This window comes from Candidatus Pelagadaptatus aseana (genome assembly GCF_040362265.1).
In the GTDB taxonomy this organism is placed as follows: Bacteria; Pseudomonadota; Gammaproteobacteria; order Pseudomonadales; family Cellvibrionaceae; genus Pelagadaptatus; species Pelagadaptatus aseana.
Map to the genome: position 1 here is coordinate 343659 of NZ_BAABNJ010000001.1, position 21549 is coordinate 365207.

A 21549-nucleotide genomic window follows, 5' to 3' on the forward strand; every position below is an offset into this window, starting at 1 on the left:
ACCAGCAGACGGGCCGGAGTGGTTACAGTCCCAGCGCAGCAGAGAGCTTTTGGTTATCCATATGCTGCTCCAGACCACTCAATGCGGAAGCCACATTAGGATTGGCAAATAATTCCTGACCAGCAACCTGCCCCAAAACCGAAAAACCTTGCTGCACAGCCATCGGCCCTTCGTATTGAATGGCCTTTTTGGTTTGGGCCAAACAGGTCTCTGTCATTAACTTCACAAAAATATCCGCCGCCTCTTCATTGGCCCGATCCCGCTGCTGGTCGGTCACAGACGACATCATTGCCACATCCGGATGCAACGCCATCGAGGTAAACATCCATTTAACCAAGGCGGTCTTATCGGAAGAGGTTGAAGATTCCACCAGGCAGCGCGACAGGTCATCGCTGTAGATACCCGCCTGAGTGAAACAGGGCAACGAAAGGCTCGCACACAACAGCAGGGACTTAATTCCATTAGTCATAAAAACTCCATTTTTGACTGATTCGATGGTTAAAGAATACTGGCAATAAAACCTGCGAATAAAACCGCAAAACCACCAATTTCGGCAAACATCAAAACGTACATGGCCTTGGCAGTAGCCGATTTATCTTCGGCATCGCGCAACTGGTTATTGGTTTCATTCTTTATGCCCAACACGATATACAGCGCAATCGAGATGGCAAAAAACAGCAATGGGAAAACCGCGGCGATGGTATTGGTGGTATCGGAGAACGCGCTGAAATAGGCAAACACCGCCAGCAGCATGGCCGCAAAGGCGTACATCAGAGATGCGCGATGGGCCACGTCCACATAGTACGGAGCTTTGTAATTTTCACTTGCCACCATGGCAAAGTATTTCCAGGCACCGGTGAGCAGGCCCGTCATAAAAAACACGCCGCTGCAGAGCATGCTGATAACGACAGCGGTTTCATTTAAAGGATTAGTTAACATTATTTTTTCCCTTTATTTATAGGATGGCACTACGAGCATAATCAATTAACAGCCCGTAGAATTAATTTACGCAACTCTGCCTGAACCAGCCTACCCATTTCACCCGCCTGCGAAAGGTCGCTGTTCAAACCGGCAAATCGGTCCGCATTGGTCTCAATAATATCCGGGTACTTTTCACCCAATTCTCGCGCGGTCATCGCACAGATCAGTCTTGCCGGTACCGAACTCGGCATATAGGCACAAAGCTGAATCGCCCCCTGCAGTATTTCATGCTCACCATACAATGTACCCTTATCGGCAGAGTGACTATCCATATAAAGGGCCAATTGCTGTTCAAGGCGCAGCAAATAATTGGGGACATGTTCTTTCTGTGGAAATGAATACCATGCCGGCGGAGAAACCGTTGCTATTCCAGACAATGTCTTTATCACATCGGCAATATTGTCATACAGAACCTGAATATCTCTTACCCCATCCTCTTCCGTTAAAGGCTGAGAACACGTCATGCTTTTATTGGAAGTTATTGAAATAACCTTTGCCTCCACCCACACCTGACCGCCGTCATTATGGATAGAAAAATTTATGGCAACGGCTGCTTTGGACGAAAGCCTTTTTGCATGATCAACCAACTCCGAGGCATCAGGCGAGCGCTGAAACACAGCAAAACCAACCTGAGCGTGATAACAAATTGTATTGATCACCGATGCAGGCGTTTTAAACTGGAGGTACTCACCAAGTCCAAGCGGTATGGAACGCGATAGCCTGCCCGTCGTATCCGTCAACGAAGACTTACCGGCATCGTTTTGTTTATCTCTGATTACCACTCCGCCAAAAATAATCACAGAGGGGGCATTCACACCTTTCTCAGGAAAAAATTTCTCAAACGGCTTGTTGTAACCAAGCCAGATAGGTGCCTGAAAAGAATGATAGAAGAACTCATCATAATTGACGGCCCTCTCGGGCTCATTCTTAAGTTTATGTTCCGCAATATTGGAATCCCAGAAGTTCAGAGTCTCAGACCAATCCGGTCTATCAAGTCGAAACAACTCATCGACCAAACTTTTCGCCTCATCAAATCGTTCAAGGGTTACCAGCGCTTTAATAATATTATTACCGGTTTGGATGCCGTGAACTTCAGGCTGATAACATGGCTGCACCATAGTGGTTATTGCATTGATATAGCCATTTAAACCGAGGTCACCACTCATCTGAAAAAGAAAATCGGACGGAACAATGGATTCAAAATTCTGCAAGACTGTTTGGTAAATGCTAACGGCTTGCTTGATATCATCACGTTCAAGAGCGAATCGTGCCAGATACAATTGGGATCTCCAGCTGCCTGGAACCTCAGATATTTTCTTAAAGGCCGCTTCCTCGGCTTCCGCGCCACCCTTTTCCTTCTCCAGAGCGGCATACCATTCAAGGCCATTGTCCTGGTTTGGGTCCTCATTAAGTGCTGCCAAAAGGGTCTTAAACGCTAACTCTTCATCGCCTTTATTGTTATAAACCTTGGCTAGATTAGTCATCACTATTCCGGAAGGACCATCACTGGCGAGATAGTAATTGAACAATTCTTCAGCATCTTGCCAACGGTTGGTGTGCATTAAGCAAATACCCAACACCGTCGTTGAACGCTCGCGATCCGGATCAATGTTGTACAAATACCTGCTGAAGATCAGCACTTCCTGCATAAAACCATCGTGCATGGCACCAATGATCATATTGTAGAGCGCATCCGGGTCATCCTTAACCTTCTCCATATTATGGATAAGGACGTTATTGACCCACTCGTCACGATCAATTTCTAGTGTTCTGCCATACCTGTCCAAAACTTCGATGGGCTTGCCTGAATTTTTATCTTCAGGCTTTCCGCCAAACTTTTGAAATCGGGATACAACTTTACCCAGCAACCCCATAACCAATTTATCTCTTATTATTATTTTCGGAATTGGTTTCAGTGATGGCGACCTGGTTCAGTAAGTCGCCATCGAAACGATAAACAACAAAGAATCAAACCACCGCCAGATTACCTTTCTCTTCCAACCAACTCTTGCGATCCGAGGCCCGCTTCTTCGCCAGCAACATATCCAGAATTTGATTGGTGTCGTCACCGGGATCTACCGTCAGCTGCACCAGGCGGCGGGTATCCGGATCCATGGTGGTTTCGCGCAACTGCAGGGGATTCATTTCACCCAGACCTTTAAAGCGCTGCACGTTAACCGTACCTTTTTTCTTTTCGGCTTTGATGCGCTCCAGCACACCTTCTTTTTCCGCCTCATCGAGTGCGTAGAAAACGTCTTTGCCCACATCAATCCGGTACAGTGGCGGCATCGCCACAAATACATGACCAGCCTGGACCATGGCGCGGAAGTGGCGCATAAACAACGCGCACAACAGAGTGGCAATGTGCAGGCCGTCGGAGTCGGCATCGGCGAGGATACAAATTTTGTGGTAGCGCAGCTTCTCCAGATCTTCACTGGCCGGATCAATGCCCAGCGCCACGGAGATGTCGTGCACTTCCTGTGACGCCAGAATTTCCTGGCTGTCCACTTCCCAAGTGTTCAGGATTTTTCCGCGCAGCGGCATGATCGCCTGAAACTCGCGATCTCGAGCCTGCTTGGCGGAACCGCCGGCGGAGTCACCCTCCACCAGAAACAGTTCACTGCGCTCCGGTTCGCCGCTGGAACAGTCCGCCAGCTTGCCCGGCAGCGCCGGTCCCTGAGTCACTTTTTTACGGGCCACCTTCTTGCTGGAGCGCACCCGCTTCTGGGCGTTGCTGATGCAGAAGTCGGCGAGCTTATCGCCCTCTTCGGTATGCTGATTAAGCCACAGACTGAAGGCATCTTTGGCCACGCCGGAAACAAACGCCACCGCTTCGCGAGACGACAGCCGCTCTTTGGTCTGACCGGAGAATTGTGGATCGGCCATCTTGAACGACAGCACAAAACAGCAATTGGCCCAGATATCATCGGGGGTCAGTTTGACGCCGCGGGGCAACAGATTGCGAAATTCACAGTACTCGCGCATGGCTTCCAACAGGCCGGTGCGCAGGCCATTAACGTGGGTACCACCCTGCGCGGTCGGGATCAGGTTTACGTAGCTCTCTTGAGTCAGCTCACCACCTTCGGGCAACCACTGCACCGCCCAGTCGCAGGCTTCTTTCTCGCCGGAAAAATTACCGACGAAGGGCTTATCCGGAACCGATTCCCAGCCATTGGTCGCGGCTGACAAATAGTCGCGCAGGCCATCTTCGTAATGCCACTCGTCTTTATCGCCACTTTGCTCGTCTTTGAAGGTGACCTTCAGGCCCGGACAGAGTACCGCCTTGGCGCGCAGCACATGGCGCATGCGCGACAGGGAAAATTTGTGGGAATCAAAATACTTGGGATCAGGCAGAAACCGCACGCTGGTGCCGGTATTGCGCTTGCCGCAGGTGTCGATCACTTCCAGATCACTGGCTTTGTCGCCGTCTTTAAAACCGATGCGGTGCACTTCACCACCGCGGCGAATGGTCACCTCCAGCACCTTGGACAGGGCGTTCACCACCGACACCCCCACCCCGTGCAAACCACCGGAGAACTGGTAATTGTCGTTGGAAAATTTACCACCGGCGTGCAGTGTCGAGAGAATCACCTCGACACCTGGCTTGCCCTGTTCCGGGTGAATATCCACCGGCATCCCGCGGCCATCATCGGTGACCGTCAGAGAGTTATCCTTGTGCAGAATCACGTCGATATTGCTTGCGTGACCGGCTAGAGCCTCATCCACACTGTTATCGATGACTTCCTGAGCCAGGTGATTGGGGCGGGTGGTCTCGGTGTACATTCCGGGACGTTTTTTGACCGGATCGAGGCCCGTCAATACTTCAATATTTTCGGAGGTGTAATTGCTCATAGAATCGCTTAAAAAACCTACAACTTCGGCGAGTGGATATGAAAGATGGCTGTGAGACTACCTTTGGTAGGGATCGGTGTCTAGCGCTGCAAACCTATCTCTCTCACCTTTGTCATTATGAAGCACACAGTGCCGAAGAATCTCTTTGAGCCACCACATGAATGAGAGATCCCTCGGTGCTGTGCACCTCGGAACGACATTAGCGGAACAGGAAATCGATGATATCAGGCAGATGGCGATCGTAGTCCTGAAAGCCGTGATCCCCACCCTGCTCAATCGTGACATGGCAACCGTCATAGCGCTCTACCGCCTGACGATAGTCAAGGGTTTCATCACCGGTTTGCACCAGCACCCAATAGCGGGACTTGTCGACCAGCTCCGACGGATAGGCTTCGCGCAACTGACCGGCGTGTTCCGGCTGCATTTGATAGGTATCGTCGGTGTAGTAATTATTCAGTGTTTCACCCACCAACTCGGAAACAAATTCAAACGGTCGCACCGATGGATTGATCAGCACAGCGTTCATACCCGAATAATGCTCAATCAGCCAGGTACTCCAGAAGCCTCCCAGAGAACTGCCCACCAGGCCAACCTGCTGTCCTTCCAGGTCCGCCATCAAGTCCTTTAACTGCTGCTGAGCTTGCTGTGGGTAGGGACTCAGGTGCGGGCAATGATACTGAATCTGCGGGTGATACCGAGCCAGCCACTGCTGGGTTAATTGCGCCTTGTGAGAGCCCGGGGCACTGAGAAAGCCGTGCACATAGACCAGATGCTGCATAGGGAATCCGTGATCTGTACTGGAGTAAAATTAATAACCGGCGGAGTCGTAATCAATCCCGTAATCTTTTTCGGGAATGCGCTCAACCGCGGTTGCGAAGCTGCCATCGGCGTGCAAGTCAAACCAGCGGTAGCCGGGCATCTGCCGGTCTACTGCAAAATCTTCCTGCCCGGGCTTGAACTGGATACAGGTGGAGGGCGTGGCGTAAAACCTGACTCCATTGCGCTCTGCCTCAAAATCCTGATGCACATGGCCAAACACTATGGCCCGAACGTGATCAAATCGATCCAGCACAGCAAATAAGCGCTCGGCGTTATCGATCACATAGGTGTCGACCCAGGCACTGCCAACCGGCACCGGTTGATGGTGAACAAAAATCAGGTTGTGTTTATCGGAACTGGCCAACAAATTTTCCAGACGCTGTAATTCAGCCTCCGACAGCGAGCCACCCTCGGACCCGAGCACACTGGAATCCAGCAAGATGATCTGCCAGGCATCGAGCTGCACCACATCACTTTGAATCCTGCCCGCACCGATCGATTGCATCAGAGACGGTAAATCGTGATTGCCGGGCAACCACGCCATCGGCACCTGCACGTATTGCTGGATCAGATCGAGGAAGCGGTGATACGAGTTTTGCTGGCCCTTGTTGGCAATGTCGCCGCTGGCAACCAGCAGATCGATAGCGGTTTCACGCTGTTGCAGCAGCGTCATCACGTCATGGAAACCTTCATCGGTATCCATCCCCAGAAGATCTTCACCCGATTCTGCCCCAAGGTGGCAGTCGGTTACCTGCAACAAACGAATCACATCCTGATGGTTCTGGCTCACTCGGTAGGTCCTTTAGCGGCGTTGCTACCCACCTTATAGCGCATGGGGTCTGATTTTACGGAGTCCGGAATAGTAAAGTCCTGAACCGGCAAATGGCCGTATTCAATAACCTGCATCAGACAGTCGGCCAGATAGCGATTGAACTGGGCTTTTTCGTCCTGCTGATACATGGCGTGATTGGGGTATTCGTAGCGCGGCTGCAAACGGATGTGCTCTCGCCAGGCAATCACCTCGGCCATGCGCACATCGTGGTAGAGCCGCACTTGCATCTGCGGAGGCACACACCAATCACTGACACCGGAACACTGCTGTACCGACAACATGGTGGTATAGGGCGCCCGTTCGGTAATGGTCAGGCTCAAATTCAAGCTGGCCTCACCGATGCGGGTTTGATAATGCCATTGATCGCGCCCATCAAAATCCGGCATCAGTTTCAGCAAACGGGCATAATTGGCTTCACAACAGGCCATCTGCTCCCGCAGATTGACCTTGTACGGCCGGGTTGTCGCCTGTCTGGATGCCGTTACCTGCACGAATGACTGCCTCGTTGCTGTGGGGATTAATTTGCCTGATAGGTTCTATATTAGCACTCGCAGCTGACCCTGAGTCCAGTAGTTAGCGCTCAAGTCATTGACCCAGTTCACACTTACACCATCAAGCCCCGCCAGCCTGCTGCTGCAGCCGGGGCCGGTTTAGCTGCAGCCACTGCAGGGCGATCATGGTGGCCGCGTTGTTGAAGCGCCCACTGTACAGCTCGGCGAACACCTCTGCTGCGGCCATGACATGCAGTTTGATGTCTTCACCTTCCGCCACGAGCCCGTGAACACCGCCGGCCCCCTGCAGATTAAGGCGGGCGCAATAGACGTGCAGCCGCTCGTCACAACCACCGGGACTGGCCATGTACTCGCAGATGTATTCCAGGGCATCGGGTTTGAGATCGGTCTCTTCCTCTACCTCCCGCCAGGCGACTTCTTCGAGGCTTTCGTTGGCCTCCACCATGCCTGCCACCACCTCCATGCACCAGGGACCATGAGCGTCTTGTAAAGCACCAATACGAAATTGCTCCACCAGACCGATCAAGTCATTAACCGGATCGTAGAGCAGCACACCAACCGCTTCACCGCGGATAAAAATTTCACGGGTGATGGGGGCAGACCAGCCCCCCTGATACAGCCTGTGGCGCAAGGTGACTTTATCGGCCTTGAAAAAGCTGCGGAACAACGGCTCGGAATCGAGAATTTCCACATCGTCGGTGGAATAGGGTTCTTTGGGTAAGGGCACGGCAATACATCTCAAAAAGAAACGACTTTACCGCAGATGTCCGGGGGGATTCAAAGGTGGCAACGGCCGGCGGCCAGAGCGCTTGATCTGAGACGATGCGGTTCGTTTGCGTTGCACCGACAACAGCTGCAGCCACTGCCAACGCAACCTCAGAGACAGAGACTGCCGCCGACGGTAATGATCATAGAGCCGAGCCAGAAGGGTATTAACCTCATCACCATTGCCATCGGAACAGGCTTCAACCCTCTCTGCTTCCAGTACTGAGTGCCATCGATAATAACAGCGCAGAATGGCTCCGGGAGGCCATACCAGCGATGCCAACCACAAACGCCAGCGCCAGCCTCGCTCGGACTGCCAATAGGACAGCAGCCGATCACGCAAGCGCGACCCGAAGGCAAGCAGCAGCAACACCAACAGCAAACAACCCAGCGCCAACCCCTTGATCCAGTCAGGCGCCGCTGTGGCCACGTACCAGATATCCTCCACGACCCACTGCAGATCACGAGACAAGGCCCCCTCGGGCTGTTCGCCCCGAGCCGCTGGCGCTATGCGAACAGTCTTCTCTGGCAACACCGATTGCTGCCAATCCTGTTGCTCTGGATCCCACCAGTTAAACCGGACCTGCGGCAGGGTAAATTCTCCGTGCCGCTCGAAGATGTAGCTGCGCACCTCGGTTCGCTCCGCCCAAACGATGCCGCGATTGCCGCTGTCTTTAACCTGCGTCCTTGCAGTTTGCTGCCGCACACCGCTGAGTTCAGGCCAATCCAGGGGGGGAATCAACATGGACAGACTGTCTCTGGCCGCCACGTCCACCTGACGCTCCAGAACATCGCCGATCTTCAGATTGGTTGTGTCTCCGCGGTAATACTCTTCCATCACCACTTCCGTTGAACTCAACGGCCGATCGACATCGACTTGTGCGAAAGCGTTATCCGGCAGGGGCTGCACCGTCAATAACAACGGGCTGGAGCGCGCGCTCATATGCCTGCCGGGCTTGTCTTCGTAACCGGCCACCAGCGCCTTGACCTCGATACCCGGCACAATCATCTGCCCCGAACGCTGCGGAAAGACATCAAATTTCCAGCGCTGCACCGTATAGACATCGCCCTGAATATGCTCGGAAAAATTGGTGGCAAATCGCTCCGTGCGAACCACGATGGCGCCATCAATCGTGAACGAATTGACTCTGGGGGCCTCGGCAAACCAGGTGTCGGTATAGATATCCACCAGCAACGAGAAGCGCTCAGACTGACGAATATCGAGCTGTTGAGTGAGCTCATCATTGGCTCCCAGAAAATGGCTTTTTACCAGCATGATCTGTGAGGCTCCCGCATCAACCGGGTCATCGGCCAGAGCCAGCCATGGCAAAACCAAGCTCGCAGCAGCCAGCAGGCGCAGACAAAAACATCGAGGCCTCATTGGGTCAAACTCTCTTCTGCCGGATCGCTGCCATCGCCACCGCCAGTGGGCGCCTGTTGATGCTGATGCAAAAACTTCAGCCGCAAGAAATCAGCCGGTGTGGATTGCAGGCGATCAACCCAGAGCGCCTGAATTTCCTTGGCGGACCGATCCATATCATCCGTCACCTGTTCTGCTTTGGCGTTGGCCATGCGGTTGGAATCGCTCGACAGCGTCACCTCATCGGCACCGATCTGATTTTCAGACGGTGAGTGATAGTTGTCCGGCATCTTGGGTTTGGCACCCAGCACTTTCACCAGCGCCAGATTGTCTCTGGCCGCCGGCCAATCCGGACGCAACTGCAAAGCCAACTGATAGCTGTCCGCCGCCCCCTGATAATCTTGCAGGTGAGCCAGAGCGTTACCGCGATTGAACAGAGAATCCGCACCGGGTAGGCGCGACCAGATAGCCGCCGCAGGCTTGAACTGTTGCGCGGCGTACAGCGCCATGGCCCGCCAGTTTGGATTGTCAAAACGCTGGGCCGCCAACCGATATTCGCCCCGGTTAAAATACCGCATGCCCTGTTGATCACGGGTCAGCAGCAAATCCTGCCAGTACCACTGCGCCTGAGAGGGCGCCGCACCGACCAACAACGCCAGCAGTAACAGGCCTCGCAGCCAGCCTTTAGCCGGGGGCACGATTACCATTGCAACACCATCCCCCGGCGAAACCAGATCAGCATCAGGGCAAACAGCAGCCACAGGAAATAATAACCACTGTCGACCCAGATAACAGTGTCGTCGTTGGCCTGCAGATTCTCCCAGTGATGACTGACGTTCCTGAGCAGCTCATCAATGTCATCATCACTGGTCTGTATGGTCACCCGCTCGACATTCAGACCGCGAGCCTGATCGGCAACGTAAGCCTGCTGCCGGGCCAAATCACCCACTGTCTGTAACAGACTCAGTGATACCTCGCGAGGCACAGCTATGGGCCACTGTTGCAAACTGCCCAATTGCGCAGCCACAAACACCATAGAGCCGCCTGCCAGAGAATCCCCCCGGCTGCTGCTGGCATCCGCCGCTGCAAGCTGTGTTTTTTGCAACAGGCGCAAGGCCTGAATCAAGGCCTGCGCCGGCTCATCACCAATTTTGGGCATAATCTCTGGAGACAGATCCTGCAGGTAAAAAGACAACAGCTCGACATCCTCAGTGAGCGGCAACACCGTATGACTGCTGCCGGCATAGACAATCAGCGCCGTGGGTGCACCCCGCCGCCGGGACAACAAAGACTGAATTTTTAACTTGGCCTGAGCCAAGCGGCTGGGCTGAAGGTCGTCTTCAAGCATGGCCTGATCCAGTGACAGGGCAATCACCAGTGGCGCCTTATCATCGGCCAATGGCGTGCTCTGCTTGTGCCAGGCGGGCCCGGCCAGAATAAACACGCTGAGAAAGAACATGAGCCCCGCCAACCGTCTTGGGGTCAGCCAGGACTCGGCTCTGGAACTGAGCAACATCGCATCCAGCAAATCGGCATCGATAAAATGTTGCCAGTCCGTCTTTACTTCCCGATGCCGCAGCCGCCACATCAGCAACAGCATCACCGGCGCAACGGCAAACCACATAGGCCGAAGAAAATGAAATTGCTCGAAGAGCTGCAGCAGCGTCGGGAATAAAAAGAAATCATTCATGATTTTTGCTCCGGCACCGAAGAAGCGGCAACTCCGGCCAGAGACATTTTTGAATCGCGCCAACTGACAAAGGCCAACCAGATCTGGGTCAACAACTGCAGCATCACCATCAGCGCGACCGGCCAGTGAAACAGCGTTTGTCTGGGGCGGTAACTGACCACCTCAACATCCTGCCCCACGAGCTTATTGAGCTGTTGATAAATCAGACTCAATTGCTCGCCATCGGTCGCCCGAAAGAAGACGCCACCGGTAACGCGACTGATCTGTTGCAGGGTTTCAAGATCCATTTCCTGTTCGCCAGTTGCCGCCGGATCGCCAATGGCAATGGTGTGAATCACAACCCCTTGATCCAGCGCCACTTTTGCCGCTTCGGCGGGCGGCACCAGACTGCCAGAGTCGTTGCCATCGGTCAGTAGAATAAGAATCCGGTCTCGGGCCCGACTGCTTTTAAAATTTTTGACCGCCAGACCGATGGCATCACCGAGCATGGTTTTCGGCCCGGCCATGCGCACCTGCACCTCTGACAACAGACGCAAAAACAGATCGTGATCCAGACTGAAAGGGATCTGCAGGTAAGGCGCCGAACCAAACACAATCAGACCCAGGCGATCCTGCTCGCGCGCAGCGACAAACTCACCCAGCACCTGTTTTACTCCAGCCAGACGCTCTATGGGTTCAGCACCAGCAAAGACAAAATCCTCGACCTCCATCGAACCGGACAGGTCTACGGCCATCATCAAATCTCGGGCGGATTGTTGTTTGACGATAGGTTTACCCACCCAGTGGGGATCGGCCAGAGCAACCAGCAACAGCAACCAACTGATCAGGATGGCCAGCTTCTGCAACCGGTTGCGCCGCAACACCAGCGCCCCATCACCGGGCTGATAACCGGAGAGATCCACAAAGCGTTTAAAAAAAGGCACCCGCAAAGCATCGCGCTGGGTTTTATAGGCACGACCAAAATAGGCCACCAGCAGTGGCAGCGGCAGCAGCAAAAACACCCACAATTTATCGAACACAATCACGCCAGCAATCTCTCAGCAACGGCCTGCAGGTGCTCTGGTTGGTGATCGCGCAACCAGCCACGACACCAGATAAAATGATGTTGCGCCTGTTGATCAGAAATGGACTGGCGCTGCTCTGGCGGCATATAGGCCAGCGCGCAGAACTCAGAGACCGACGCAACCGTCTCGCCATCCGGCCAGCTGTGTCGCAAAAACTGCGGCCAAATGTCGCCCTGTAAAGCCACGACAGTTTCCCGGGGCAGAATCGCCAGTAGCGTCTGTCGCAGCAGCGCCGGCAGGCATTTGAGCGCCTCGCTATCGCCTTGCTGGAAACGCTGTTGCAACCGGTCGATCTGTTCGAGCGCCATGCGTCGATAGGCGTTGCGCCGCCAGCGTCGATAACCGCACCAACCCTGCCGCACCATCACCGCCACCGCTACAGCGCCGAACAACCAACCCAAAGGCGTATCGGGCCACCAGCTGATTGCGGCCGGCTGCACCACCTCGGCCATATTGCTCAGCCAGGGGTTGCCAAAATCTTCGGTTTTGAACGCCGGGGCTGAGGGCAACTGTGATTCTGACATCCGTCACACCCCCAGCATTTGAAACAATTGAGACTCCAGCGGCTGAGCGGTGGTCAGCGGTAACACCGGAATGTTGCGCGTCTTTAAAAAGCTCTGGATTCGGTTCATACGCGCGGCAAAATCACGGGAATATTTTTGCTGCAAATCTTGATCGGCGGCATCCAGCTCTACCTGAAAACGGCCATCACTCAGTGCCAGATTGCCCTGCTGAGGCAGTGCTTGCTCCAGCGGGTCATGGATAAAATCGATCACCACATTATTGTGCTGCATCAGTTGCGACAAACGCTGCCCGGTCTCGTCATTGGCACCCTCCAGGTCGCTGACAAGGTGGATCAGGGCATCGTGCCCCACCAGTTTTCTGACTTTGGCCAGCATCGGATTGAGACGATTGCCATTGTCATCGAGCGATGCCAATGCCGGTCGCTGCTCGGCGGTTACCGAGCGCTTGAGCTTGTCGCCATAGTCACACAACCGATTGAGAATCTGCAGAATCTGACTCTGACGATTGGCGGGCCTCACTTCGGTGCTGTGCTGATCATTGAACACCAGCATACCGACCCGATCCCCGCGATCAACCACATGCCAGGCCAGTAATGCGGCCATCTCAGCCGCCACCACCGACTTCATCATACGGCGCGAGCCGAAAAACATGCCGGCACGTTGATCCACCACCAGAATCACCGGCCGCTCCCGCTCTTCGGAATAGATGCGCACGTGGGGCTTACGGGTTCGGTTGGTTACCTTCCAGTCCATCTGGCGAATGTCATCGCCCACCCGGTAGTGGCGCAACTCTTCGAAATCCATGCCGCGCCCCCGGGCCCGGGAGCGGTGCCGCCCCACCATCAGACTGTTGACCATCTGATAATCTGTCAGCGGCAGGCGCCGGGCCGGATACTGCAGCTTGATCAGCGCCTGCAGATTGGCCACAGTTTTATGGTCGTGCTGATGCAGCGATTCAGAGGCAGCCACGATCGTCACCTTACACGGCCGCGACCAACTGTTTGATGCGGCGCACCACATCCTGCGCCGAAATGCCCTCGGCCTGTGCTTCGTAGCTGGTGATAATGCGATGGGTCAGTACTGGCTCGGCCATGTCACGCACATCCTCCGGGGTGGCATAAGAGCGGCCGGCCAACCAGGCTTTGGCTCGGGCACAGCGATCAAGGGCAATGGTAGCTCGGGGGCTCGATCCCACAGCAATCCAGCGTGACAGTTCTGCCTCATAGCGCCCCGGATCGCGGGTGGCCATGATCAATCCCACCACATACCGTTCCAATGTTTCATCCACATGAACTTCATGAATTTGCTCACGGGCACGGAAGACCGCTTCTTGCGGTACTCTGGCGACTGACTCTGTGTCTTGCAACTCTTCGCTGCGCACCAGACGCATGATATCGAGCTCCTGCTCATCGGCTGGGTAACCCATATTGACCTTCAACAGAAAGCGATCCATCTGAGCTTCCGGCAGTGGGTAGGTACCCTCCTGCTCGATCGGATTCTGGGTCGCCAACACCATAAACAATTGCGGCAGCGGGTAGGTTTTGCCGGCCACGGTTACGTGCTTTTCTTCCATCGCTTCCAACAGTGCGGACTGCACCTTGGCCGGCGCCCGGTTGATTTCGTCGGCCAGCACCAGATTGTTGAACAGCGGTCCCGGTTGAAACACCAACTGCTCACCCTCGCCTTCGTTGTGAAACACCTCGGTACCGGTGACGTCGGAGGGCAGCAAATCCGGCGTAAACTGAATGCGCCCCAGAGTTGAATCCAGAGCTTTGGACAGGGATTTAATCGAACGGGTTTTGGCGGTACCGGGTAACCCCTCGAGCAATACATTGCCATTACACAGCAGGGCAACGATCAGGTTTTCAGCGACGTGTTGCTGCCCCAGCACCGCGCGATTCATCGCCTCGCGCAGGGTTAATATCTGTTCAAGAGTACGGCTCATAGTCTCTCTCTGATGGCCTGTTGGATGTTTTTATTGTTATGAGTCTGCTTCTTATTTTTATCTGCCGGGCCATTTCGGGCCCGGCTGCAGGATAACGTCAGCCTCGCAATATCAGGATTTTACCGGGGCTTTGACGTTAAAGAAAATCACATAGAACACCGGCACAACCGTCAGCGTCAGCACACTGGCGAAGGTCAGACCCGCCATGATAGTTACGGCCATACCAACGAAGAACGCATCCATCAACAAAGGCAACATGCCCAGTACGGTGGTTCCCGCGGCCATCATCACCGGGCGGCAGCGGGACAGTGACGCCTGTACCACCGCATCCCAGACATCCTCGTTGCTCTTCAATTCCAGATTGATTTGATCCAGCAGAACAATTGCGTTCTTGATCAACATCCCGGACAAGCTCAAGAAGCCCAGTAACGGCATAAAACCGAAGGGCTCATTGGTCGCCAGCAGCCCCGCCGATACCCCGATCAGCGCCAGCGGCACAGTCAGCCAGATAATCAGCGGATGCCGGAGTGAATTAAACAGCACCACGGTGATGATCATCATCAACGCCGCCATCACCGGAATGCCTCCGGCCAACGCGCCCTGAGCGTCACTGGAAGATTCAAATTCACCGCCCCAGCTCATCTCGTAACCCACCGGCAATTCCAGCGCCATCACCTTGGGCAACATGCGTTCAAACAGTTCACTGGCCAACTCGCCTTCCGGTGGCTCGCCACCGACGGTAATGGTGCGCTTGCGATCGAGGCGATGTATCTGTGCGTCTTCCCAGCCGGTGCTGAATTCCGACACCACCTGATTGATCTGAATGGTGGAACGGGTACCCGGACTCCAGATCAGAATATTGCCAATCTGGGAAACATCCTTGCGCTCAGCTTCCGGGGCTCTGGAATAAATCGGGATCAGATCGTCGCTCTCGCGAAACACACCCACCAGCGTGCCGTTGAAGTTGCTTTCCAACGCTTCGTTGAGGTCGGCGCGATCAACCCCGGCAAACTGGGCCTTGTACTCTTCATAAACCGGCCGCACCACCTTGACCCGCTGGCGCCAGTTGTCTTTGATGGCCACCCCACCGGATTCACGCAACAACAGTTTTACCTGCTCGGAAAGGTCTCTCAGTACCTCGGGATTGGGCCCGGTAAATTTCACCTCATAGGATGAGGCCGGACTCGGCCCCAGATTCAAACGCTGCAATTTGGGTTGAGCGTCCGGGAAATTCACCTGAATATAGTCACCGAACTTCACCATCAAATCCGCTATGTCGCGATGATCAGTGACATCCACCAGCAACATGCCGTAGCTGGAATTGGCCTTCTCTGCCGGATAGGTCAGCATAAACCGGGGAGCGCCGGCCCCGACAAACGTAGCCACCTGAGTCACCCGATCATCGGCCATAACAAAGGCTTCGATGTCTTCCAAATCGGTGGATGTCTGACGAATATCGGAACCTTCGGGCAGCCAGTAGTGAATCAAAAATTTGGGTATGGTGGATGACGGGAAGAACGACCCCTTGAGCTGGGCAAAGCCAATGATCGCCAGCACCATCAACACCACCAGCACCGCCACCGCCAACCAGCGCCGGGTCATACAGGTTTCCAGTACGTTGCGATACATATGGAACAGTTTGGAATCGTAGAGCGGGGCCGTGGTGCCATTGTCAGACTCGGACGAACTCGCGGCCTGCGGAATAAACCAGTAGCACAGCAGCGGTGTGATGGTGATGGCGGTTACCCAGCTCAGCAACAGAGAGTAGAGCATCACCTGAAACAGGCTGCGGCAGAATTCACCGGTGGAATCCTCCGATGTACCAATGGCAGCAAACGCCAGTATCGCAATCAGGGTAGCCCCCAGAAGCGGCCACAATGTCTGCTGAACGGATTCCTCGGCCGCCTTCAGGCGATTCATGCCCGACTGAATGCGCACCATCATGCCCTCGGTAATGACAATGGCGTTATCCACCAACATACCCAGAGCAATGATCAGCGCCCCCAAAGAAATCCGCTCCAGTGCTACGTCGTTGAGCCTCATAAAAATAAACGTAGCAACGACCGTAATCACCAGCACACTGCCGATGATCAGGCCGGCGCGCAGCCCCATAAAAATCAGCAGCACCACAATGACAATGATCAATGCCTGCATCAGACTCAGGATAAAACCATCGATGGCTTTTTTAACCGCATCGGGCTGAAACGCGATAGGTGAAACTTCAAGGCCTATAGGCGTTTGCTCCTGCAGCTCCTGCAGTCGGGCCTGCACCCCCTTGCCCAGCTTCATCACATTGCCACCACTGATGGTGGAGATTGACAGGGCAACCGCCGGGCGACCATTGAAACGCAAAATTTTACTGGCCGGAGAGATGTCTTCGCGATACACCCGAGCCACATCCCGAAGGTAAATCAGGTTGGCATCTTCATCCGCCTCGGAGCTTTCACGCAAGATCATGGCGCCAATATCACTGACCTCACCAATGCCACTGGGGGCATCCATGCGCACATAATCTCGACCCACCCGGACACTGCCGGCAGGAACAATCGAATTCTGCTGACTCAGCTTTTGGTAGACCTCATCCTGACTGATTCCCAGCGACGCCAGTTTTTCCCGGGAAAATTCTACGTAGATGCCTTCACGCTGCGCCCCCCACAAATCCACCTTGGCGACATCGGGCACCAGCGACAATTCCCGCTGCAGGAACTTGGCGTGCTCGTAAATTTCCTTGGAACTGAAGCCGTCACCGGTCACGGCGTAGACCACACCAAATACGTCGCCGTAGTCGTCCTGCACAATGGCGTCTTCGACACCCGGCGGCAGATTACTCTGGGCATCGCTCACTTTGCTGCGTAACTCCTGCCAGATGCCAGGCAAACTGTCCTTGTCGTATTTGTCTTTCATCTCCACGGTTATCATGGAGATACCGGCCTTGGACAAAGAGCGGATTTCATTCACCTGACTCATGCGCTGGATTTCCCGCTCCAGCACCTCGGTCACCTCCTGCTCCACTTCTTCAGGCGAGGCGCCCGGATAACGGGTGATCACCATCGCCTCTTTGATGGTGTACTCAGGATCTTCCAGCCGGGACAACTCCTTGTAGCTGACAAAACCGCCAACCACCATCACCAGCGTCATCACAATCGTGACGATTTTGTTTTCAATAGCGTAACGGGCGATATTCATAATGATCAGGCTCCGTCACTGCTGAGCAGGCGCACCTGATCACCTTCGGCCAGATAATTGACACCCGCCGTAACCACACGCATGCCAATTTGAAGACCTTCGGTCACCTCAACCTTATCCCCTTGCAAAACCCCTATTTTCACTTCCAGCTGACTGACCGTCAGATTTACCGGATCAACAATCCAGACGTACTGCTTTTCGGCGTCGGTTGGCGACGCAAAGATGGCAGAAGCCGGCAGTAACAGATGGCGTTCGTCGTCCATGGGCATGGTGGCCTCTACGGCCGCGCTCATACCGGGATAGATATTGACGTCGCCGGGGTTGCGCATCTGCAAAACCAGTTCAAAGGTCTGGGTTTTCGGATCCGCATCGGGCGCAAACTCCTTGATACCCAGATCAAACACGCGATCGTCCACCCCCTGAAAACGGGCGTAGGCTTCAACATCCTTGCTCTCTTCTTCGATGGTGGCATCAATGGGAATATAGTTTTCCGGTACCTGCACGACGATTTCCAGATCGGACATATTCTGCAGACTGAGAATCGCCTGCTTGGCCGTGATATCTTCAAAATTATCAACATAACGCTGAGTCACCACGCCGGAAAAGGGGGCCACTAAGCGGGTATCGTCGAGCGCCTTCTGGGCCTTTTCTACGTTGGCTTCCGCAATGTCTCTGGCCGCTGTTTGCCGATCAAAGTCGGTCTTGGAAATCAGCTGCCTTTCGACCAACTCCTTGAAGCGGCGGTAATCCGCCTGGGCTCGCTGATATTCGGCTCTGGCCGCCTTCAGATTGCTGTTGAAATCGCGGTTATCCAGCTCGGCCAACACCGTACCGGCGGCAACCCGCTGACCGTTGAACGCATTGAGCATCTTCAACTGCCCGGACACCTGAAAGGCCATATCCACCTTCTCTGACGCCCTAACCTTGCCGGGTAACACCCGGACGATAGCAGCGTGGTGATCCTCCACCAGCATGGTCTTTACCGGGCGAATCAGTTTGACCGTTTCCGTTTCTTCGGCACAACCCCAAAGCACCAAAAGTGACATAATCAGCGACAGATGTGCCATCAAGGCAGTTATTTTTTTTCTCATTTGAACTTCCCGGAAGTTTGCGGTGTCTTTAGTAGCCAATAACCGTTGTGATAGCCATTCTAGACAAGCGTTAAACAATTTACTGCGCCCTATATTAAAGAAAGGTAAAAAATCGCTGTAATACGGGTATTTTTATGCAAGTTATTCGCCGCCAAAAAATCTTGTCGCTATACTGTGATTGGATTGATGCCAGCGTATGGTTTTAAACGGCATTCGTAAGCTTAGGAAGAAGGAAACCCCATGATCAAAAAGCGCATTTCCATGGTGATTGCCAGCGCTGTCGGCGCTCTCGCGCTGCAGGCAAACGCCGAGACACTGAAAGACATTTACACTCTGGCGCTGGATAATGATCCACAACTGCGAGCCGACACGGCCGCCTATGAAGCAGGTAAAGAAGCCCTCACTCTGGGGCGCGCGAATTTGCTGCCACAAATTAATGCCGTTGCCCGCTACGGTGAAACCGACGTAGATTCCATCGCACCGTTTGGTGGCACCACAGCTCCGATCAAATACAACACCGATGCCGAAAGCAATTTGTATCAAGTTAACTTGACACAACCCCTGTTTAATATGGCCGCCTGGTTTGGTTATGAGCAGGGCAAGTCCCTGAGCCAGCTGGCCGAAGCCCAATTCAGTGCCGACCAGCAAAATCTGATCGTGCGCGTATCCGAGGCCTACTTCAATGTGCTGCGCGCCATCGACAATATGGAAACCGCCCAAGCCGAGGAAACCGCTCTGGGCCATCAGCTGGAACAGACCCGCCAGCGTTTTGAAGTGGGACTGACCGCCATCACCGACGTACACGAAGCTCAGGCCGCCTACGATAACGCCACGGCCAGTACGCTGGGTGCCCGCGGTCAATTAGGTATCGCCTACGAAGAATTGGAAGTGATTACCGGTCAAGCCCATAACACCGTGGCCCCACTGGTAGATGAATTCCCCGTGGTTGCCCCGGCACCTTCCAATCGCGCCGAATGGGTGGATACCGCACTGACCAACAACTACAGCCTGAAGGTTGCCAAGCTGAACTCCGATGCAGCCAAAAATAACGCCAAATCCAAATCCTCGGGACATCTGCCTACCATCTCGGCCTCGCTGTCCTATACCGATATGAATGACACCAATGCCGATATCGAGTCACTGAGCTACAACGGGTCTTACGATTCTCGGGATTACGATGGTACCGCCGTTGCCATACAGCTGGATGTACCCATTTACAGCGGTCATCGGGTTTCCGGTGAACGCCGTCAGGCCTACGCCCAATCCAATGAGGCCAAAGAGCTGTACAATAAGGCCCAGCGTGACACCATTCAGGGCGCTCGCGCTCTGCACCTGTCCGTAGTGACCGGCGTTGCTCAGGTCAAAGCCCGCAATCAGGCCATTACCTCAAGCACCAGCGCACTGGAAGCCACCCAGGCCGGTTATGAGGTTGGTACCCGGAATCTGGTGGACGTTCTGGTTGCCCAGCGCAACCTTTACAGCTCCCAGCGCAACTACGACAACACCCGTTACGACTACATCATCAACATGCTGAAACTGAAAGAAGTGGCCGGCAACCTGACCCCGGACGATGTGTTGAAGCTGGACAAATGGCTCGACAGCGCCAAGCTGGTCAACAAAAGCGATTACGATTAATTCGAATCGCTTGCTGTTAACAGCTCATCAATGATGTTCAAAAGGCGCTGCAAGGCGCCTTTATTTTTTTCCGCCACCTGACTGGCCGCCTGCCCCATTTGCCGCGCCTGATCGGGGTGGTCCAGTAACCGGATAACACCCTCAACCAGAGCCTGAGGGTCAGCGACAACCGCTACACCCCCTGCCTCAATCAACAGACCGGACACTTCAGCAAAATTAAACAGACTCGGGCCAGTAAACTGGGGTTTACCCCAAACTGCCGGTTCGATCAGATTGTGGCCACCGCTGTCCACCCAGCTGCCACCCATAAAACAGATATCGCAGGCGCCCAACAGGGCCATCATCTCACCCATGGTGTCGCCGATCAGCACCTGACTTGAAAGCGCTACGGGTTCAGCCGCACTGTGCCTTTGCACCTCAAAATCGCGGGCGGCCATATCGGCAACCCGATCAAATCGCTCCGGATGACGAGGCACCAAGACCAGCAACAAATCAGGCCGCTGTTGCAGCAGGGCTTGATGAGCCTGTAACAGCAATTCATCTTCGCCTTCATGGGTGCTGGCAGCAAGCAGGATGGGACGCTCCGACTGCCCCTTCCAGCGACGGGCATAGTCTGCTGCCCTATCTTTGTTTTGCGGAGAAACATCAATATCAAACTTGATGCTGCCCGTTACATTCAGTTGTGACTCACGGGCACCAATCCAGCCAAAGCGCTCCGCGTCTGCCTGATTTTGCACCGCAATTCGGCTGATATAACCCATCAGCTCGCGAGACAGACCGGCGAAGCGCTTATAACCCTTGGCGGACTTTTCAGAAAGCCGAGCATTGGCGATCAATACCGGAATATTGCGCTGGCGACAGCCGCGCAAGGTATTGGGCCACAATTCCGTCTCCATGATAATGGCCAGCTCCGGCTGCACCCGGCTCAGAAAACGGCCAACGGCATCGGGTAAATCATAGGGGGCATAAACGTGAAACACCGAGTCCCCAAGTGCCGCCCTGACTCTCTCGGAACCCGTGGGCGTCATTGTGGTCACAATCAGCTGATGATCGGGGTAGCGTTGCTGCAGTTGTCGCATCATCGGCAAGGCAGCCAGCGTTTCCCCCACTGACACCGCATGCACCCAAATGGTTTTATCTCCTTCGGGCTTGTTAAAAAAGCCAAAGCGCTCGGCCCAACGCTCAGAGTAGGCCGGAGCAGAGCGGGCCCGCCACAGCAATCTCAGGATCACCAGTGGCAAAGCCAGATAGAAAATCAGGGTATAAACAAGGCGCATTCGATGGATTACCGTC

General features: G+C 54.4%; 19 protein-coding genes. 1 reads left to right on the forward strand and 18 read right to left on the reverse strand.

From position 1 onward, the window contains the following. Positions 1–22: 22 nt before the first annotated feature. The 17 genes from ACPXV9_RS01610 to ACPXV9_RS01690 form a co-directional block, all read right to left on the reverse strand. Positions 23–469 carry a hypothetical protein gene (locus ACPXV9_RS01610; protein ID WP_423894007.1) on the reverse strand — a complete coding sequence of 149 codons (447 nt, stop codon included), beginning with the start codon at positions 467–469 and terminating at the stop codon, positions 23–25. A 29-nt stretch (positions 470–498) separates the two neighbouring features. After that, positions 499–939: a hypothetical protein gene (locus ACPXV9_RS01615; protein ID WP_423894009.1), complete on the reverse strand. Its 441-nt coding sequence runs from the start codon at positions 937–939 to the stop codon at positions 499–501. Positions 940–980: 41 nt separating this feature from the next. Next, positions 981–2855 (reverse strand): tetratricopeptide repeat protein, encoded by a 1875-nt coding sequence (locus ACPXV9_RS01620; RefSeq protein ID WP_423894011.1) that lies wholly within the window; start codon positions 2853–2855, stop codon positions 981–983. 94 nt (positions 2856–2949) lie between these two features. Then, on the reverse strand, positions 2950–4833 hold the full coding sequence (gene parE / locus ACPXV9_RS01625) for a DNA topoisomerase IV subunit B (RefSeq protein WP_423894012.1): 1884 nt from the start codon (positions 4831–4833) through the stop codon (positions 2950–2952). Between the two features lie 199 nt (positions 4834–5032). Next, on the reverse strand, positions 5033–5611 hold the full coding sequence (locus ACPXV9_RS01630; protein ID WP_423894013.1) for a YqiA/YcfP family alpha/beta fold hydrolase: 579 nt from the start codon (positions 5609–5611) through the stop codon (positions 5033–5035). A 30-nt stretch (positions 5612–5641) separates the two neighbouring features. After that, the gene (cpdA, locus tag ACPXV9_RS01635; RefSeq protein WP_423894014.1) at positions 5642–6442 is read right to left on the reverse strand and encodes a 3',5'-cyclic-AMP phosphodiesterase; all 801 of its coding nucleotides are present in this window, start codon (positions 6440–6442) and stop codon (positions 5642–5644) included. Beyond that, on the reverse strand, positions 6439–6975 hold the full coding sequence (locus tag ACPXV9_RS01640; RefSeq protein ID WP_423894016.1) for a DUF1249 domain-containing protein: 537 nt from the start codon (positions 6973–6975) through the stop codon (positions 6439–6441). Before ACPXV9_RS01640 ends, cpdA begins: the two co-directional genes overlap by 4 nt. A gap of 121 nt (positions 6976–7096) precedes the next feature. Beyond that, positions 7097–7723 carry an NUDIX domain-containing protein gene (locus ACPXV9_RS01645; protein ID WP_423894018.1) on the reverse strand — a complete coding sequence of 209 codons (627 nt, stop codon included), beginning with the start codon at positions 7721–7723 and terminating at the stop codon, positions 7097–7099. Between the two features lie 27 nt (positions 7724–7750). Further along, positions 7751–9142, reverse strand: coding sequence for a hypothetical protein (locus tag ACPXV9_RS01650; protein ID WP_423894019.1), 1392 nt, complete (start codon positions 9140–9142; stop codon positions 7751–7753). Next, complete coding sequence (locus ACPXV9_RS01655) at positions 9139–9828, reverse strand: tetratricopeptide repeat protein (RefSeq protein ID WP_423894020.1); 690 nt, start codon at positions 9826–9828, stop codon at positions 9139–9141. Before ACPXV9_RS01655 ends, ACPXV9_RS01650 begins: the two co-directional genes overlap by 4 nt. After that, positions 9822–10811 (reverse strand): VWA domain-containing protein, encoded by a 990-nt coding sequence (locus tag ACPXV9_RS01660; protein ID WP_423894021.1) that lies wholly within the window; start codon positions 10809–10811, stop codon positions 9822–9824. Before ACPXV9_RS01660 ends, ACPXV9_RS01655 begins: the two co-directional genes overlap by 7 nt. Next, positions 10808–11830, reverse strand: a complete 1023-nt coding sequence (locus ACPXV9_RS01665) for a VWA domain-containing protein (protein ID WP_423894022.1) — start codon at positions 11828–11830, stop codon at positions 10808–10810. The genes ACPXV9_RS01660 and ACPXV9_RS01665 overlap by 4 nt, the downstream gene beginning before the upstream one ends. 2 nt (positions 11831–11832) lie before the next feature. Continuing rightward, positions 11833–12399, reverse strand: a complete 567-nt coding sequence (locus tag ACPXV9_RS01670; RefSeq protein ID WP_423894023.1) for a DUF4381 domain-containing protein — start codon at positions 12397–12399, stop codon at positions 11833–11835. 3 nt (positions 12400–12402) lie between these two features. Continuing rightward, positions 12403–13368 (reverse strand): DUF58 domain-containing protein, encoded by a 966-nt coding sequence (locus tag ACPXV9_RS01675; RefSeq protein WP_423894024.1) that lies wholly within the window; start codon positions 13366–13368, stop codon positions 12403–12405. A 10-nt stretch (positions 13369–13378) separates the two neighbouring features. Next, on the reverse strand, positions 13379–14344 hold the full coding sequence (locus ACPXV9_RS01680; RefSeq protein ID WP_423894025.1) for an AAA family ATPase: 966 nt from the start codon (positions 14342–14344) through the stop codon (positions 13379–13381). Positions 14345–14455: 111 nt separating this feature from the next. Next, positions 14456–17530, reverse strand: a complete 3075-nt coding sequence (locus tag ACPXV9_RS01685) for an efflux RND transporter permease subunit (protein WP_423894026.1) — start codon at positions 17528–17530, stop codon at positions 14456–14458. A 5-nt stretch (positions 17531–17535) separates the two neighbouring features. Continuing rightward, on the reverse strand, positions 17536–18621 hold the full coding sequence (locus ACPXV9_RS01690; RefSeq protein WP_423894027.1) for an efflux RND transporter periplasmic adaptor subunit: 1086 nt from the start codon (positions 18619–18621) through the stop codon (positions 17536–17538). Positions 18622–18861: 240 nt separating this feature from the next. On the opposite strand from ACPXV9_RS01690, the gene ACPXV9_RS01695 reads away from it, so the two are divergent. Then, positions 18862–20256, forward strand: coding sequence for a TolC family outer membrane protein (locus ACPXV9_RS01695; RefSeq protein ID WP_423894028.1), 1395 nt, complete (start codon positions 18862–18864; stop codon positions 20254–20256). Here ACPXV9_RS01695 and waaA read toward each other — a convergent pair. Beyond that, the gene (waaA, locus tag ACPXV9_RS01700) at positions 20253–21533 is read right to left on the reverse strand and encodes a lipid IV(A) 3-deoxy-D-manno-octulosonic acid transferase (RefSeq protein ID WP_423894029.1); all 1281 of its coding nucleotides are present in this window, start codon (positions 21531–21533) and stop codon (positions 20253–20255) included. The genes ACPXV9_RS01695 and waaA overlap by 4 nt on opposite strands. Between the last annotated feature and the right edge of the window lie 16 nt (positions 21534–21549).